Annotated in this window: 15 protein-coding genes; 14 read left to right on the top strand and 1 reads right to left on the bottom strand. The window is 51.0% G+C overall.

What is annotated here, in order from left to right:
* Window positions 1–354: contractile injection system protein, VgrG/Pvc8 family (locus tag FDX22_RS29820; protein ID WP_255433114.1), on the bottom strand; the 354-nt coding region annotated here is incomplete at its 3' end.
* 564 nt (window positions 355–918) lie between these two features.
* Here FDX22_RS29820 and mioC point away from each other — a divergent pair.
* The 14 genes from mioC to glmS all read left to right on the top strand — a co-directional run bounded on the left by mioC (window position 919) and on the right by glmS (window position 16,079).
* Window positions 919–1,368, top strand: a complete 450-nt coding sequence (gene mioC, locus FDX22_RS29815; protein ID WP_115259872.1) for an FMN-binding protein MioC — start codon at window positions 919–921, stop codon at window positions 1,366–1,368.
* A 372-nt stretch (window positions 1,369–1,740) separates the two neighbouring features.
* On the top strand, window positions 1,741–3,630 hold the full coding sequence (gene mnmG, locus FDX22_RS29810) for a tRNA uridine-5-carboxymethylaminomethyl(34) synthesis enzyme MnmG (RefSeq protein WP_096758975.1): 1,890 nt from the start codon (window positions 1,741–1,743) through the stop codon (window positions 3,628–3,630).
* Between the two features lie 105 nt (window positions 3,631–3,735).
* Entirely contained in the window at window positions 3,736–4,359 is a 624-nt protein-coding gene (gene rsmG / locus FDX22_RS29805; RefSeq protein ID WP_115259873.1) for a 16S rRNA (guanine(527)-N(7))-methyltransferase RsmG, read from the top strand.
* A 615-nt stretch (window positions 4,360–4,974) separates the two neighbouring features.
* Complete coding sequence (gene atpI, locus FDX22_RS29800) at window positions 4,975–5,355, top strand: F0F1 ATP synthase subunit I (RefSeq protein WP_096758977.1); 381 nt, start codon at window positions 4,975–4,977, stop codon at window positions 5,353–5,355.
* A 7-nt stretch (window positions 5,356–5,362) separates the two neighbouring features.
* On the top strand, window positions 5,363–6,178 hold the full coding sequence (gene atpB, locus FDX22_RS29795) for a F0F1 ATP synthase subunit A (protein ID WP_096758978.1): 816 nt from the start codon (window positions 5,363–5,365) through the stop codon (window positions 6,176–6,178).
* Between the two features lie 46 nt (window positions 6,179–6,224).
* On the top strand, window positions 6,225–6,464 hold the full coding sequence (gene atpE, locus FDX22_RS29790) for a F0F1 ATP synthase subunit C (protein WP_000429386.1): 240 nt from the start codon (window positions 6,225–6,227) through the stop codon (window positions 6,462–6,464).
* Window positions 6,465–6,523: 59 nt separating this feature from the next.
* Window positions 6,524–6,994: a F0F1 ATP synthase subunit B gene (gene atpF, locus FDX22_RS29785; protein ID WP_003827022.1), complete on the top strand. Its 471-nt coding sequence runs from the start codon at window positions 6,524–6,526 to the stop codon at window positions 6,992–6,994.
* Between the two features lie 14 nt (window positions 6,995–7,008).
* Window positions 7,009–7,542 (top strand): F0F1 ATP synthase subunit delta, encoded by a 534-nt coding sequence (atpH, locus tag FDX22_RS29780; RefSeq protein WP_096758979.1) that lies wholly within the window; start codon window positions 7,009–7,011, stop codon window positions 7,540–7,542.
* A 12-nt stretch (window positions 7,543–7,554) separates the two neighbouring features.
* Complete coding sequence (atpA, locus tag FDX22_RS29775) at window positions 7,555–9,096, top strand: F0F1 ATP synthase subunit alpha (protein ID WP_003827026.1); 1,542 nt, start codon at window positions 7,555–7,557, stop codon at window positions 9,094–9,096.
* A 50-nt stretch (window positions 9,097–9,146) separates the two neighbouring features.
* Window positions 9,147–10,010 carry a F0F1 ATP synthase subunit gamma gene (gene atpG / locus FDX22_RS29770; protein ID WP_096758980.1) on the top strand — a complete coding sequence of 288 codons (864 nt, stop codon included), beginning with the start codon at window positions 9,147–9,149 and terminating at the stop codon, window positions 10,008–10,010.
* Between the two features lie 26 nt (window positions 10,011–10,036).
* Entirely contained in the window at window positions 10,037–11,419 is a 1,383-nt protein-coding gene (gene atpD, locus FDX22_RS29765; RefSeq protein WP_096758981.1) for a F0F1 ATP synthase subunit beta, read from the top strand.
* A gap of 20 nt (window positions 11,420–11,439) precedes the next feature.
* Window positions 11,440–11,859: a F0F1 ATP synthase subunit epsilon gene (locus FDX22_RS29760; RefSeq protein ID WP_005121460.1), complete on the top strand. Its 420-nt coding sequence runs from the start codon at window positions 11,440–11,442 to the stop codon at window positions 11,857–11,859.
* Window positions 11,860–12,514: 655 nt separating this feature from the next.
* The gene (gene glmU, locus FDX22_RS29755; protein WP_146718204.1) at window positions 12,515–13,885 is read left to right on the top strand and encodes a bifunctional UDP-N-acetylglucosamine diphosphorylase/glucosamine-1-phosphate N-acetyltransferase GlmU; all 1,371 of its coding nucleotides are present in this window, start codon (window positions 12,515–12,517) and stop codon (window positions 13,883–13,885) included.
* Window positions 13,886–14,249: 364 nt separating this feature from the next.
* Window positions 14,250–16,079, top strand: coding sequence for a glutamine--fructose-6-phosphate transaminase (isomerizing) (gene glmS, locus FDX22_RS29750; protein WP_146718203.1), 1,830 nt, complete (start codon window positions 14,250–14,252; stop codon window positions 16,077–16,079).
* The last annotated feature ends 84 nt before the right edge of the window (window positions 16,080–16,163 follow it).

Here is a 16,163-nt window from a genome sequence, read left to right as displayed (position 1 = left end):
GGCCTGGATATCCTGCTGCTGAAAGATACGGAAGTTCTGGCGCAGCCCTGCCCGCCAGAGCGGGGGAGAAAGGGTCAGGGTATAATTCATCTGCCAGCGGTTGTTTTCCCCGCTTTCCATCCCGGTAATGATGCCGTGGAGGTAGCGCAGTGGGGTGTTACCCTGCCAGATGGTCAGTGTGGCGTTTTTCTCGAGAAAGCTGACGGCGGTGAGGCCAGACCGGTCGCTGGCAATATCGACACGGAGTAAAAAAGGGGTGGAGAGACTCTGGTAGAGGGTGAAGCTGACGACGGCGGTTGCCGTCTCCGCTAATCCGTCCACTTCCAGCGTAAAGCGCAGTCCTTCCAATGGCATAAAATCCTCTCTAACGTGTGGCAATGAAATAACAGTGCAGTTCTATACTTGTCTTCCAGAGTCCACTCCCCCAAATCATAATCCTGTACGTACCGCCACGATGCTTCTCTCACCAACTGAGTAACATCAGGGAACTGACAAATTGGTTGGAGAAGTAGAGGATATTTTGTACGATTGTTTTTTGATGTAGATCACCTATTCTGAATATCAGATCTATTTAATCCATATATTTCAAATAATTAATAGCCTGCATAAATTGATAATTGGGATCAATTTCGTTTGATAATGGCTGTTTCATTTTCCCCCATTGCCCTAAATGGTAACAGGTAGGTCGATCCCATCTGAAGCTAGCAGTAACCATCAAGCACTCCCCTGTCACTTCATTTACGTTTTCAAATAATAGGAGATTAAAGCATCTGATCTTATTGAGGCGCAGCACTATGACTAGAACGAGATCAACAAACCAAGCTGATAATTATTGATTTCTTATCCCCTACTTTTCCACAGGTAGATCCCAGCTCGCTCACAGCGTACAATACGCACTCTTTATAGAGGTGGGCGAGCATGGCAGACATTACTCTTATCAGCGGCAGTACCCTTGGCGGTGCTGAATACGTTGCAGAACATCTGGCTGAAAAGCTGGAGGATGCAGGTTTTTCAACCGAAACCTTGCACGGCCCGCAGGTCGAGGAGCTTTCAAGCTGTGGCATTTGGCTGGTGATCAGCTCAACGCACGGTGCGGGAGACATTCCGGACAACCTGCTTCCCTTCTATAACGATCTTCAGTCTCAGAAACCCGACCTTTCCCAGGTTCGTTTTGGTGCAATTGGCATTGGCAGTCGCGAATATGACACCTTCTGTGGCGCGATCGATAAATTACAGACTGAACTGACCGCGTCTGGTGCAAAACAGATAGGCGAAACACTCAAGATCAACGTCCTCGAACACGACATTCCGGAAGATCCAGCAGAAGTTTGGCTCGGATCCTGGATTAATTTACTCAAAAACGTGTAAAGATCGTGCGATCGAGTGTGGATAACTCTGGTAGTAAGCTTGGATTAACCGGTAGTTATCCAAAGAACAACCGTTGTTCAGTTTTTGAGTTGTGTATAACCCTTCATTTTGATCCCAGCTTATACGGACCAGGATCACCGATCATTCACAGTTAATGATCCTCAGCAACGTGTTGATCTTATTCAGAGGATCGCCCTTATCCACAGAACATCGCGATCCTAATAAGAGATCACAATAAAACAGATCTCTAAATAAAAAGATCTTCTTTTTAATACCCAGGATCCAAGGTCTTTCTCGATCGACTAAAGTTGAGTAGAATCCACGGCCCGGGCTTCAATCCATTTTCACACCGCGTTATGCGAGGCAATTACCATGTTTTATCAGGATCCTTTTGACGTCATCATCATTGGCGGGGGTCATGCAGGCACCGAGGCCGCGATGGCCGCGGCGCGAATGGGTCAACAGACCCTGCTGTTGACACACAATATCGACACTCTGGGACAGATGAGCTGCAACCCGGCGATCGGCGGTATTGGGAAAGGACACTTGGTAAAAGAAGTGGATGCGCTCGGTGGGCTGATGGCCAAAGCGATCGACCATGCAGGCATTCAGTTTAGGATACTAAACGCGAGCAAAGGACCGGCGGTGCGCGCCACTCGTGCTCAGGCAGACCGCGTGCTGTATCGCCAGGCCGTTCGTACTGCTCTGGAGAATCAGCCAAACCTGATGATCTTCCAGCAGGCGGTTGAAGATCTGATTGTGGAAAACGATCGTGTTGTCGGGGCAGTGACCCAAATGGGACTGAAGTTCCGTGCCAAAGCCGTGGTCTTAACGGTCGGAACCTTCCTCGACGGTAAAATTCATATCGGTCTGGACAACTACAGCGGTGGCCGTGCAGGCGATCCGCCGTCTATTCCGCTGTCACGCCGCCTGCGCGAACTGCCGCTACGCGTCAGCCGCCTGAAAACAGGTACACCACCGCGAATTGATGCGCGTACTATCGATTTCAGCGTGCTGGGTCAGCAGAACAGCGATAACCCCATGCCGGTCTTCTCGTTCCTTGGCGACGTCTCTCAACACCCGCGCCAGATGCCGTGTTATATCACGTATACCAACGAGAAAACCCATGACGTGATCCGCAATAACCTCGATCGTAGCCCGATGTATGCTGGCGTGATCGAAGGGATCGGCCCACGCTACTGCCCGTCGATCGAAGACAAAGTGATGCGCTTTGCCGACAGGAACCAGCATCAGATTTTCCTCGAGCCGGAAGGACTGACGTCCAACGAAATTTACCCGAACGGTATCTCCACCAGCCTACCGTTTGATGTGCAGATGCAAATTGTCCGCTCAATGCAGGGGATGGAAAACGCCCGAATCGTCCGCCCTGGCTACGCGATTGAGTATGATTTCTTCGATCCGCGCGACCTAAAACCGACTCTGGAAAGCAAATTTATTCAGGGCCTGTTCTTTGCCGGACAAATCAACGGTACAACGGGTTACGAAGAAGCCGCTGCGCAAGGTTTACTTGCGGGCCTCAACGCTGCTCGCCTGTCAGCCGACAAAGAAGGCTGGGCGCCTGCGCGTTCTCAGGCCTATCTCGGCGTGCTGGTGGACGATCTCTGCACGCTGGGTACCAAAGAACCGTACCGCATGTTTACCTCACGAGCGGAATACCGTTTGATGCTGCGTGAGGACAATGCCGATCTCCGTCTGACCGAAAAAGGACGCGAGCTGGGTCTGGTGGATGATGCACGCTGGGCGCGCTTCAATGAAAAACTGGAGCGCATTGAACAAGAACGTCAGCGTTTGAAATCGACCTGGGTGAACCCATTAGCCGAGACTGCAGCAGAAGTGAACGCTTACCTGGCTACCCCGTTGTCACGTGAGGCCAGCGGTGAAGATCTCCTGCGTCGCCCGGACGTGACCTACGCGCAACTGACGTCGTTGTCAGCGTTTGCACCAGGCCTTGACGATGCTCAGGCCGCTGAACAGGTTGAGATTCAAGTTAAGTACGAAGGCTATATCGCTCGCCAGCAGGACGAGATCGAAAGACACCAGCGTAATGAAAACACCCTGTTGCCTGCGACCCTGGATTATCGCCAGGTATCCGGCTTGTCGAATGAAGTCATTGCTAAGCTGAACGATCACAAACCGGTGTCTATCGGTCAGGCATCGCGCATATCTGGCGTTACGCCTGCCGCCATCTCCATTTTGCTGGTATGGCTGAAAAAACAAGGTATGCTGCGCCGCAGCGCTTAATGACACACTATTTTGGCGGGGGCGCTTTGCTTGCCCGCCCTACAAATTTGTAGGCCCGGTCAGCGTTAGTGCCATCGGGCAAATTATCATCAACAGGTAACGACCGTGCTCAACAAACTCTCTCGTCTGCTGGCCGATGCCGGTATATCTCTTACCGATCACCAGAAAAATCAGCTGATAGCGTATGTCGATATGCTGCATAAATGGAACAAAGCGTACAACCTGACGTCGGTGCGTGATCCCAACGACATGCTGGTACGTCATATTCTGGACAGCATTGTCGTTGCGCCACATCTGCAGGGAGAACGTTTTATTGACGTTGGTACGGGTCCTGGGCTGCCGGGTATTCCGCTCTCCATTGTACGTCCAGATGCGCATTTCACTCTGTTAGACAGTTTGGGGAAACGCGTACGCTTCTTGCGTCAGGTGCAGCATGAACTCAAGCTGGAAAACATCACCCCGGTACAAAGTCGGGTTGAGGATTTTCCTTCGGAACCGCCTTTTGATGGCGTGATCAGCCGTGCTTTCGCTTCGCTGAACGATATGGTGACCTGGTGCCATCATTTACCGGGTCAAAACGGACGCTTTTACGCGTTGAAAGGGCAGTTGCCTGAGGATGAAATTGCCTCTTTGCCTGCTGAGTTCAGCGTCGAGTCGGTTGAAAAATTACGCGTTCCACAACTGGATGGCGAACGTCATCTGGTGGTGATTAAGCCAAACAAAATTTAATATTTGTCAAAAAAAATAGAAATAAAACGGTGCGTCAGGCGTTAAAAAATAGGGGGGGTCGTGTGGTTAAATGTTGTTACATTTCACCGGTGACTTACTGTTTTGCATCATAACTATAACGTACCGTTTTTTGTTAAAAGTGAAACAAGTCAACTGTGAAAATATCAGGCTGCTAAAAATAGAACCTAACAATCATCGGTGTGTGTTAATTTTTTATTATAAATGTCAATGAGTGGTGTTTTTGTTGTTAGGCGCTATTTTTAAAAGAGTGATGATTTTTAGGCTTAAATATCAAAAAGATGAAAAGGCATCATTTGCCACGCAATTTAATTATGCGAAGGTGAATATGTTCAATATGTGATCTGTCGCACGCTTTGCAGCCAGTGTTTACGCGGTATTTGCAGTTTTGCATGATCGTTCACAGTTTGCCAAAAAGTAATAAATGTGGCCCAGAGAAAAATATTTAAACATTTATTCACTTTTTAGCTACTTATTGTTTGAAATCACGAAGGCGCACCGTATAATTTGTCCGCTTTTTGATGCTTGACTCTAAGCCATAAAGAACGTTTTATACGACACGCGGCGTACCTCGAAGGGAGCAGGAGTAAAAACGTGATGTCTATGTCGCTCTTGAGTCGAAACGTTGCACGTAAGCTTTTGCTCACACAGCTTCTGGTGGTAATGGCAAGTGGATTGCTGTTTAGCCTCAAAGACCCTTTCTGGGGCATCTCCGCATTGTGCGGTGGATTGGCAGTGTTACTGCCTAATATGTTGTTTATGATATTTGCCTGGCGTCACCAGGCACATACACCAGCAAGAGGTCGAGTGGCCTGGTCGTTCGCCTTCGGCGAAGCCTTCAAGGTGTTAGCGATGCTGGTTTTGCTGGTGGTGGCGTTGGCGGTTTTGAAGGCGGTATTTACGCCGCTGATCGTTACGTGGGTTTTGGTGCTGGTGGTTCAGATACTGGCACCGGCTGTAATTAACAACAAAGGGTAAAGGCATCATGGCTTCAGAAAATATGACGCCGCAGGATTACATAGGACACCATCTGAATAACCTTCAGTTGGACCTACGTACATTCTCGCTGGTGGATCCGCACAACCCCCCAGCCACCTTCTGGACGCTCAATATTGACTCCATGTTTTTCTCGGTGGTTCTGGGTCTGTTGTTCCTGCTTGTGTTCCGTAGTGTGGCCAAAAAGGCAACCAGCGGCGTACCGGGTAAATTTCAGACCGCGATTGAGCTGGTAATCGGCTTTGTACATGGTAGCGTGAAAGACATGTACCATGGCAAAAGCAAGCTGATTGCTCCGCTGGCCCTGACGATTTTCGTCTGGGTATTCCTGATGAACCTGATGGATTTACTGCCTATCGACCTGCTGCCGTACATCGGCGAGCATATCTTTGGCCTGCCGGCTCTGCGTGTGGTTCCGTCTGCTGACGTGAACATCACCCTGTCGATGGCACTGGGCGTATTTATCCTCATTCTGTTCTACAGCATCAAAATGAAAGGCATCGGTGGCTTCACGAAAGAGTTGACGCTGCAGCCGTTCAATCACTGGGCGTTCATTCCTGTCAACTTAATCCTTGAAGGGGTAAGCCTGCTGTCCAAACCAATCTCTCTTGGTTTACGACTGTTCGGTAACATGTATGCCGGTGAGCTGATTTTCATTCTGATTGCTGGTCTGTTGCCGTGGTGGTCACAGTGGATCCTGAATGTGCCATGGGCCATTTTCCACATACTGATTATCACGCTGCAAGCCTTCATCTTCATGGTTCTGACGATTGTCTATCTGTCGATGGCGTCTGAAGAGCATTAATTTACCAACACTACTACGTTTTAACTGAAACAAACTGGAGACTGTCATGGAAAACCTGAATATGGATCTGCTGTACATGGCTGCCGCTGTGATGATGGGTCTGGCGGCAATCGGTGCTGCGATCGGTATCGGCATCCTCGGGGGTAAATTCCTGGAAGGCGCAGCGCGTCAACCTGATCTGATTCCTCTGCTGCGTACTCAGTTCTTTATCGTTATGGGTCTGGTGGATGCTATCCCGATGATCGCTGTAGGTCTGGGTCTGTACGTGATGTTCGCTGTCGCGTAGTAAGCGTTGCTTGAATTAAGAGCAATATCAGAACGTTAACTAGATAGAGGCATTGTGCTGTGAATCTTAACGCAACAATCCTCGGCCAGGCCATCGCGTTTGTCCTGTTCGTTCTGTTCTGCATGAAGTACGTATGGCCGCCATTAATGGCAGCCATCGAAAAACGTCAGAAAGAAATTGCTGACGGTCTTGCTTCTGCGGAACGAGCACATAAGGATCTTGACCTTGCAAAGGCCAGCGCGACCGACCAGCTGAAAAAAGCGAAGGCGGAAGCTCAGGTAATCATTGAGCAGGCGAACAAACGTCGCGCTCAGATCCTGGACGAAGCCAAAACTGAAGCAGAGCAGGAACGTACTAAAATCGTGGCACAAGCGCAGGCGGAAATTGACGCCGAACGTAAACGTGCTCGCGAAGAACTGCGTAAGCAAGTCGCTATCCTGGCTGTTGCTGGCGCCGAGAAGATCATCGAACGTTCCGTGGATGAAGCTGCTAACAGCGACATCGTGGACAAACTTGTCGCTGAACTGTAAGGAGGGAGGGGCTGATGTCTGAATTTATTACGGTAGCTCGCCCCTACGCCAAAGCAGCTTTTGACTTTGCCGTTGAGCACCAGAGCGTTGACCGTTGGCAGGATATGCTGACGTTCGCCGCTGAGGTGACGAAGAACGAACAAATGGCAGAGCTTCTCTCTGGCGCGCTGGCGCCGGAAACGCTCGCTGAGTCGTTTATCGCAGTCTGCGGTGAGCAGCTGGACGAAAGCGGCCAAAACCTGATTAAGGTAATGGCTGAAAATAACCGTCTGAATGCGCTCCCGGATGTTCTTGAGCAGTTTATTCACCTGCGTGCAGCCAGTGAGGCTATCTCTGAGGTAGAAGTCACTTCTGCCAATGCACTGAGTGATGAGCAGCTTGCGAAGATCAGCGCCGCGATGGAAAAACGTCTGTCACGCAAAGTTAAGCTGAATTGCAAAATCGATAAGTCTGTAATGGCGGGCGTAATCATCCGTGCGGGTGATATGGTCATTGATGGCAGCGTACGCGGCCGTCTTGAGCGCCTTGCAGACGTCTTGCAGTCTTAAGGGGACTGGAGCATGCAACTGAATTCCACCGAAATCAGCGAACTGATCAAGCAGCGCATTGCTCAGTTCAGTGTTGTGAGCGAAGCTCATAACGAAGGTACTATTGTTTCTGTAAGTGACGGTGTTATCCGCATCCACGGCCTTGCCGATTGTATGCAGGGTGAGATGATTTCCCTGCCGGGTAACCGTTACGCTATCGCACTGAACCTGGAGCGCGACTCCGTAGGTGCAGTTGTGATGGGTCCATACGCTGACCTCGCCGAAGGCATGAAGGTTAAGTGTACGGGTCGTATCCTTGAAGTTCCGGTAGGCCGTGGCCTGCTGGGTCGTGTGGTGAACACTCTGGGTTCCCCAATCGACGGTAAAGGTCCGGTTGATAACGATGGCTTCTCGCCAATCGAAGTTATCGCACCGGGCGTAATCGAACGTCAGTCCGTCGATCAGCCGGTACAGACCGGTTATAAATCCGTTGATGCCATGATCCCAATCGGACGTGGTCAGCGTGAGCTGATCATCGGTGACCGTCAGACCGGTAAAACCGCGATGGCGATCGATGCGATCATCAACCAACGTGACTCCGGCATCAAATGTGTGTACGTGGCTATCGGCCAGAAAGCGTCCACCATTTCTAACGTGGTTCGTAAACTGGAAGAGCACGGCGCACTGTCCAACACTATCGTTGTTGTGGCTACCGCGTCTGAATCTGCTGCACTGCAATATCTGGCACCGTATGCTGGTTGCGCAATGGGCGAATACTTCCGTGACCGCGGTGAAGATGCACTGATCGTTTACGATGACCTGTCCAAACAGGCTGTTGCTTACCGTCAGGTTTCCCTGCTGCTGCGTCGTCCGCCAGGACGTGAAGCATTCCCAGGCGACGTATTTTACCTCCACTCCCGTCTGCTGGAGCGCGCATCCCGCGTTAACGCTGAGTACGTTGAGAAGTTCACCAATGGTGAAGTTAAAGGTAAAACCGGCTCCCTGACCGCTCTGCCGATTATCGAAACCCAGGCGGGTGACGTTTCTGCGTTCGTTCCGACCAACGTAATCTCGATTACCGATGGTCAGATCTTCCTGGAAACCAACCTGTTTAACTCCGGTATTCGTCCGGCGGTTAACCCAGGTATCTCCGTATCGCGTGTAGGTGGTGCAGCGCAGACCAAGATCATCAAGAAACTGTCCGGTGGTATTCGTACCGCGCTGGCACAGTATCGTGAACTGGCCGCGTTTTCTCAGTTCGCTTCCGACCTGGATGAAGCTACGCGTAAGCAGCTGAGCCATGGTCAGAAAGTCACTGAGCTGCTGAAGCAGAAACAGTATGCCCCAATGTCTGTTGCACAACAGGGTGTGGTGTTGTTTGCGGCTGAACGCGGTTACCTCGAAGATGTGGAACTGGCGAAAATCGGTAGCTTTGAAGCCGCTCTGCTGGCTTACGTCGACCGTGATCACGCTCCGCTGATGCAAGAGATTAACCAGTCCGGTGGCTATAACGATGAAATCGAAGGCAAGCTGAAAGCTATCCTCGATTCCTTCAAAGCAACCCAGTCCTGGTAACGTCTGGCGGTCTGTCCTAGGGCGGACCGCAAGGCATTGAGGAGAAGCTCATGGCCGGCGCAAAAGAGATACGTAGTAAGATCGCAAGCGTCCAGAACACGCAGAAGATCACTAAAGCGATGGAGATGGTCGCCGCTTCCAAAATGCGTAAATCGCAGGATCGCATGGCGGCCAGCCGTCCTTATGCAGAGACCATGCGCAAAGTGATTGGTCACCTTGCGAATGGTAATCTGGAATATAAGCACCCTTACCTGGAAGAACGCGACGTTAAACGCGTGGGCTACCTGGTGGTGTCGACCGACCGTGGTCTGTGCGGCGGCTTGAACATTAACCTGTTCAAAAAACTGTTGGCGGATATGAAAGCATGGTCCGATAAAGGCGTTCAGTGCGACATCGCAATGATCGGCTCTAAGGGCGTGTCTTTCTTTAACTCTGTTGGCGGTAACGTGGTTGCTCAGGTAACCGGTATGGGGGATAACCCTTCCCTGTCCGAACTGATCGGTCCGGTTAAAGTGATGCTGCAGGCCTACGATGAAGGCCGTCTGGACAGACTGTACGTTGTCAGCAACAAATTTATTAACACCATGTCACAGGTTCCGACCCTGACTCAGATGTTGCCGTTACCGGCATCAGAAGATGAAGAGTTGAAACAAAAAGCCTGGGATTACCTGTATGAACCAGACCCGAAACCGCTGCTGGATACCCTGCTGCGTCGTTACGTTGAATCTCAGGTTTATCAGGGCGTGGTAGAAAACCTGGCCAGCGAGCAGGCCGCACGTATGGTGGCGATGAAAGCCGCGACCGACAATGGCGGCAGCCTGATTAAAGAGCTGCAGTTGGTATACAACAAAGCTCGTCAGGCCAGCATTACTCAGGAACTCACCGAGATTGTCGGTGGTGCATCCGCGGTATAACCAGGTTAATTCGTAGAGGATTCAAGATGGCTACTGGAAAAATTGTCCAGGTAATCGGCGCCGTAGTTGACGTCGAATTCCCTCAGGATGCCGTACCGCGTGTGTACGAAGCCCTTGAGGTTCAGAATGGTAATGAAGTTCTGGTGCTGGAAGTTCAGCAGCAGCTCGGCGGCGGTATCGTACGTACCATCGCTATGGGTTCTTCCGACGGTCTGCGTCGTGGTCTGGAAGTTAAAGACCTCGAGCACCCGATCGAAGTCCCGGTAGGTAAAGCAACACTGGGTCGTATCATGAACGTATTGGGTCACCCGATCGACATGAAAGGCGACATCGGTGAAGAAGAGCGTTGGGCTATCCACCGCGCGGCACCGTCCTATGAAGAGCTGTCCAGCTCTCAGGAACTGCTGGAAACCGGCATTAAAGTTATCGACCTGATGTGTCCGTTCGCGAAGGGCGGTAAAGTCGGTCTGTTCGGTGGTGCGGGTGTAGGTAAAACCGTAAACATGATGGAGCTGATCCGTAACATCGCGATCGAACACTCCGGTTATTCTGTGTTTGCGGGTGTAGGTGAACGTACTCGTGAGGGTAACGACTTCTACCACGAAATGACCGATTCCAACGTTCTGGACAAAGTATCCCTGGTATATGGCCAGATGAACGAGCCGCCGGGAAACCGTCTGCGCGTTGCACTGACCGGCCTGACCATGGCTGAGAAATTCCGTGACGAAGGTCGTGACGTACTGCTGTTCGTTGATAACATCTACCGTTACACCCTGGCCGGTACGGAAGTATCCGCACTGCTGGGTCGTATGCCATCAGCGGTAGGCTATCAGCCGACTCTGGCGGAAGAGATGGGTGTTCTTCAGGAACGTATCACCTCGACCAAAACCGGTTCTATCACCTCCGTTCAGGCGGTATACGTACCTGCGGATGACTTGACTGACCCATCCCCAGCCACCACCTTTGCTCACTTAGATGCAACCGTGGTACTGAGCCGTCAGATCGCATCCCTGGGTATCTACCCGGCCGTTGACCCGCTGGACTCCACCAGCCGTCAGCTGGATCCGCTGGTTGTTGGTCAGGAACACTACGACACCGCGCGTGGCGTACAGTCCCTGCTGCAGCGTTACCAGGAACTGAAAGACATCATCGCCATCCTGGGTATGGATGAACTGTCTGAAGAAGACAAACTGGTGGTAGCACGTGCGCGTAAGATCCAGCGCTTCCTGTCCCAGCCGTTCTTCGTTGCGGAAGTATTTACCGGTTCTCCGGGTAAATACGTTTCCCTGAAAGACACCATCCGTGGCTTTAAAGGCATCATGGAAGGCGAATATGACCACCTGCCAGAGCAAGCGTTCTACATGGTTGGTTCTATCGACGAAGCCGTGGAAAAAGCGAAAAAACTTTAACGCCTTAATCGGAGGGTGATATGGCAATGACTTACCACCTGGACGTCGTCAGCGCAGAGCAACAAATGTTCTCTGGTCTGGTCGAAAAAATCCAGGTAACGGGCAGTGAAGGTGAACTGGGTATTTTCCCGGGACACGCACCGCTGCTCACCGCCATTAAGCCTGGTATGATCCGCATCGTTAAACAGTTCGGTCATGAAGAGTTTATCTATCTGTCCGGCGGCATTCTTGAAGTGCAGCCTGGCAACGTGACCGTACTGGCTGATACCGCGATTCGCGGGCAGGATCTCGATGAAGCGAGAGCCCTGGAAGCGAAACGTAAGGCAGAAGAGCACATTAAGAGCTCTCATGGTGACGTGGATTACGCTCAGGCATCTGCGGAACTGGCCAAAGCGATCGCCAAACTGCGCGTTATCGAGTTGACCAAAAAAGCGATGTAACACCGGCTTGAAACACAAAAACCAGTCTGATTTCAGGCTGGTTTTTTTATGCCTGTGTTTTAGATAATTTGAAACTGAAAAGGTATTTTAAAATTTATGTGATATTCATCACATAAATATTGATCGATTAAAAAATGAAGCGTAGACTCTTTTTTGTGATGAGTGTCACATAATTAACTCAGATAAAAACGGGATACCAACATGAAACTGATCAACAAAATCATCGCCCTTTTCAGCAGCATGAACGTCTCTTTCGGCACGTTCAACCTGTAATACCTGCTTTAATGTGGCGCGATGCTTTGCGTAATTTATAAGCTAGCGCCATCTGTTCTCCTGTCGTTTTCGCACTATCCCCCGCCTCGATCCACTCCTTCTATTACTCCCTGAATTCGATAAATAAAATTGAGTCCGGACACTGAATTCTTTATTCATGGGGCAAAAAAATAGCAAAAACATTAACCTAAGGCTTTAATAAGAGCAGTCTCCTGTTTTTGGGAAGACAAAAGGCGTAGATATCGACGAAAATAGTGGGCTAAACGATAGGTATTTTCCCCTATTGAACGTTTTATCTTCGGCCCATTTCACGATGAAAAAAATGTAGTATTTTCAATGTGAAACGGTATAAATTCGTTCTTAAATTACAGTCAGGACGTGTATGTTGAATAGTGCTATGAGCGTCGTGATCCTTGCCGCAGGCAAAGGTACACGTATGTATTCCGATCTTCCTAAAGTGCTGCATACCCTCGCGGGCAAATCGATGGTCCAGCATGTCATTGATGTTGCTAATGAATTAGGCGCAACTCGCGTACATCTGGTCTACGGACACGGTGGCGATCTGCTTAAACAAACGCTGAAAGATGACAACCTGAACTGGGTTCTGCAAGCAGAGCAGTTGGGTACCGGTCATGCTATGCAGCAGGCGGCGCCATTCTTTGGTGATGACGAAGACATTTTGATGCTTTATGGCGATGTTCCGCTCATCTCCACCGACACCTTACAGCGCCTGCGCGATGCAAAACCGCAGGGTGGCATCGGCCTGTTAACGGTGAAACTGGATGACCCAACCGGCTACGGGCGTATTACGCGTGAAAACGGCGTGGTTACTGGCATCGTTGAGCATAAAGATGCCACCGACGAGCAGCGTCAGATTCAGGAAATCAATACCGGTATTCTGGTGGCTAACGGTGCAGACATGAAGCGCTGGCTGGCAAAACTCACCAACAATAATGCCCAGGGTGAATACTACATCACCGATATCATTGCGATGGCCTATCATGAAGGACGTGAGATTGCCGCAGTACATCCGGCGCGTATTAGCGAAACGGAAGGCGTCAATAATCGTCTGCAGCTTTCCCGCCTGGAGCGCGTTTATCAGTCCGAGCAGGCAGAAAAACTGCTGCTGGCTGGCGTGATGCTGCGCGATCCGGCGCGTTTTGATCTACGCGGTACGCTTATTCACGGGCGCGATGTTGAAATTGATACTAACGTTATCATTGAAGGTCACGTGACCCTCGGCGATCGCGTCAAGATTGGCGCAGGTTGCGTCATCAAGAACAGCGTGATTGGTGATGACTGTGAGCTTAGCCCATACAGCGTTGTGGAAGATGCACGCCTCGATGCGGCATGTACTATCGGTCCGTTTGCACGTTTACGTCCCGGCGCTGAGCTGCAGGAAGGCGCACACGTGGGTAACTTCGTCGAAATGAAAAAAGCGCGTCTGGGTAAAGGCTCCAAAGCCGGTCATCTGACGTATCTGGGCGATGCAGAAATTGGCGATAACGTGAACATCGGCGCAGGGACTATTACCTGCAACTACGATGGCGCCAATAAGTTTAAAACCATTATTGGCGACGATGTGTTTGTTGGTTCTGATACTCAACTGGTGGCGCCTGTCTCCGTGGGTAAAGGCGCGACTATTGCCGCCGGGACCACCGTAACACGTGATGTCGCGGATAACGAACTGGTTATCAGCCGGGTACCGCAGGTCCATAAACAGGGCTGGAAGCGTCCGGTGAAGAAGAAGTAATTAATTTTTGCTGGATGGCGACTTTGCCTTATCCGGCCTACGTGCGGTGACGTTCAGTAGGCCTGATAAACGTGATTGCCATCAGGCAGATAAGAGATGAGGGGATAATATAATCCTCCGCTCAACACGCAGTACCATAAAAATAACCCCACTCTCTACAAGGCTCGGGGCGCCCGGAATACGGGTATTACCCAAAGTATTTCACGCTGTAGCAAGGCGGCAAACTTGGGAATCTACGGGAGCTTACTAAAGTAAGTGACCGTAGTGAGCAAGTGTAGCCAACGCAGCTACGGCGTGAAAGACGAAGGGGAAACAGGTTGACCGACAACGACAGGCACAATGCCTAAATTCGGAATCTAAAAATATGTGTGGAATTGTTGGCGCTATCGCGCAGCGTGATGTTGCTGAAATCCTTCTCGAAGGTTTACGTCGTCTGGAATATCGTGGTTATGACTCTGCCGGTCTGGCAGTTGTCGATGCTGAAGGCAAAATGACCCGTCTGCGTCGTCTGGGCAAAGTACAGATGCTTACCGCGGCTGTGGAAGATCATCCGTTACATGGCGGCACCGGTATTGCTCACACGCGTTGGGCAACGCACGGCGAACCTTCAGAAGCGAACGCGCATCCGCATGTTTCTGATCACATTGTGGTGGTGCATAACGGCATCATCGAAAACCATGAACCGCTGCGTGAAATGCTGAAAACACGTGGCTACACTTTCGTGTCAGAAACCGACACCGAAGTGATTGCTCACCTGGTGCACTGGGAGCTGGAGCAGGGCGGTACTCTGCGTGAGGCCGTACTGCGGACTATCCCGCAGCTGCGCGGTGCATACGGTACGGTGATCATGGATACCCGTAACCCTGAAATCCTGCTGGCGGCGCGTTCTGGTAGCCCGCTGGTAATTGGTTTGGGCATGGGTGAGAACTTTATCGCTTCCGATCAGCTGGCGCTGCTGCCGGTAACCCGTCGCTTTATCTTCCTGGAAGAAGGCGATATTGCGGAAGTGACTCGTCGTTCAGTGACCATTTTCGACAAGTCTGGCGTGGAAGTTAAACGTCAGGACATTGAATCCAGTCTGCAATATGACGCGGGCGAAAAAGGTATCTATCGCCACTACATGCAGAAAGAGATCTACGAACAGCCGAATGCGATCAAAAATACGCTGACCGGGCGCATCAGCCACGGTGAGGTGGATTTAAGCGAGCTGGGTCCGCATGCCAACGAGATGCTGTCTCAGGTGGAGCATATTCAGATCATCGCCTGTGGTACGTCGTACAACTCCGGTATGGTGTCTCGCTACTGGTTTGAGTCGCTGGCGGGTATTCCGTGTGATGTAGAAATCGCCTCTGAATTCCGTTACCGCAAATCAGCGGTGCGTCGCAACAGCCTGATGATCACCCTGTCCCAGTCTGGTGAAACGGCGGATACCCTGGCGGGTCTGCGCTTATCAAAAGAGCTGGGTTATCTGGGATCGCTGGCGATTTGTAACGTACCGGGTTCTTCTCTGGTGCGTGAATCCGACCTGGCGATGATGACCAACGCCGGTACCGAAATCGGCGTGGCCTCCACGAAAGCATTTACCACCCAACTGACTGTACTGCTGATGCTGGTGGCGAAACTGTCACGTCTTAAAGGTCTGGATGCGTCTATTGAGCATGACATCGTTCACGGTCTGCAGGCGCTGCCGAACCGTATTGAGCAGATGCTGTCTCAGGACAAACGCATTGCTGCCCTGGCAGAAGATTTCTCTGACAAACACCATGCGCTGTTCCTCGGCCGTGGCGATCAGTATCCGATTGCGCTGGAAGGCGCGCTGAAGCTGAAAGAGATCTCTTATATTCACGCGGAAGCCTACGCAGCTGGCGAGCTGAAACACGGCCCGCTGGCGCTGATTGATGCGGATATGCCGGTTATCGTCGTGGCACCGAACAACGAACTGTTGGAAAAACTGAAATCCAACATTGAAGAAGTTCGTGCCCGTGGCGGCCAACTGTACGTCTTCGCCGATCAAGATGCGGGCTTTACCAGCAACGAAAACATGCACATCATTGAGATGCCGCATGTGGAAGAGGTGATTGCTCCGATCTTCTATACCGTTCCGCTGCAACTGCTGGCGTATCACGTGGCGCTGATTAAAGGCACCGATGTCGATCAGCCGCGCAACCTGGCGAAGTCGGTTACCGTAGAGTAACGCGCCACGCGATTTGTCGTGGAGATAGCGCTAAAAATCCGGCGTGCTGTTACGGCACTCCGGATTTTTTTATGTCTAAAATCA

Origin of the sequence: Citrobacter sp. TBCS-14 (assembly GCF_005280805.1) — a bacterium.
Classification (GTDB): Bacteria; Pseudomonadota; Gammaproteobacteria; order Enterobacterales; family Enterobacteriaceae; genus Citrobacter; species Citrobacter gillenii.
The sequence above is the reverse complement of the archived record's forward strand: the minus strand, read 5'-3'. Positions and strand labels throughout refer to the sequence as shown.

Coding starts and splice junctions, on each gene's coding strand:
- mioC (WP_115259872.1), top strand. CDS start 919: ATGGCAGACATTACTCTTATCAGCGGCAGTACCCTTGGCGGTGCTGAA.
- atpG (WP_096758980.1), top strand. CDS start 9,147: ATGGCCGGCGCAAAAGAGATACGTAGTAAGATCGCAAGCGTCCAGAAC.
- mnmG (WP_096758975.1), top strand. CDS start 1,741: ATGTTTTATCAGGATCCTTTTGACGTCATCATCATTGGCGGGGGTCAT.
- atpI (WP_096758977.1), top strand. CDS start 4,975: ATGTCTATGTCGCTCTTGAGTCGAAACGTTGCACGTAAGCTTTTGCTC.
- atpH (WP_096758979.1), top strand. CDS start 7,009: ATGTCTGAATTTATTACGGTAGCTCGCCCCTACGCCAAAGCAGCTTTT.
- atpB (WP_096758978.1), top strand. CDS start 5,363: ATGGCTTCAGAAAATATGACGCCGCAGGATTACATAGGACACCATCTG.
- glmU (WP_146718204.1), top strand. CDS start 12,515: ATGTTGAATAGTGCTATGAGCGTCGTGATCCTTGCCGCAGGCAAAGGT.
- glmS (WP_146718203.1), top strand. CDS start 14,250: ATGTGTGGAATTGTTGGCGCTATCGCGCAGCGTGATGTTGCTGAAATC.
- atpD (WP_096758981.1), top strand. CDS start 10,037: ATGGCTACTGGAAAAATTGTCCAGGTAATCGGCGCCGTAGTTGACGTC.
- FDX22_RS29760 (WP_005121460.1), top strand. CDS start 11,440: ATGGCAATGACTTACCACCTGGACGTCGTCAGCGCAGAGCAACAAATG.
- atpE (WP_000429386.1), top strand. CDS start 6,225: ATGGAAAACCTGAATATGGATCTGCTGTACATGGCTGCCGCTGTGATG.
- atpA (WP_003827026.1), top strand. CDS start 7,555: ATGCAACTGAATTCCACCGAAATCAGCGAACTGATCAAGCAGCGCATT.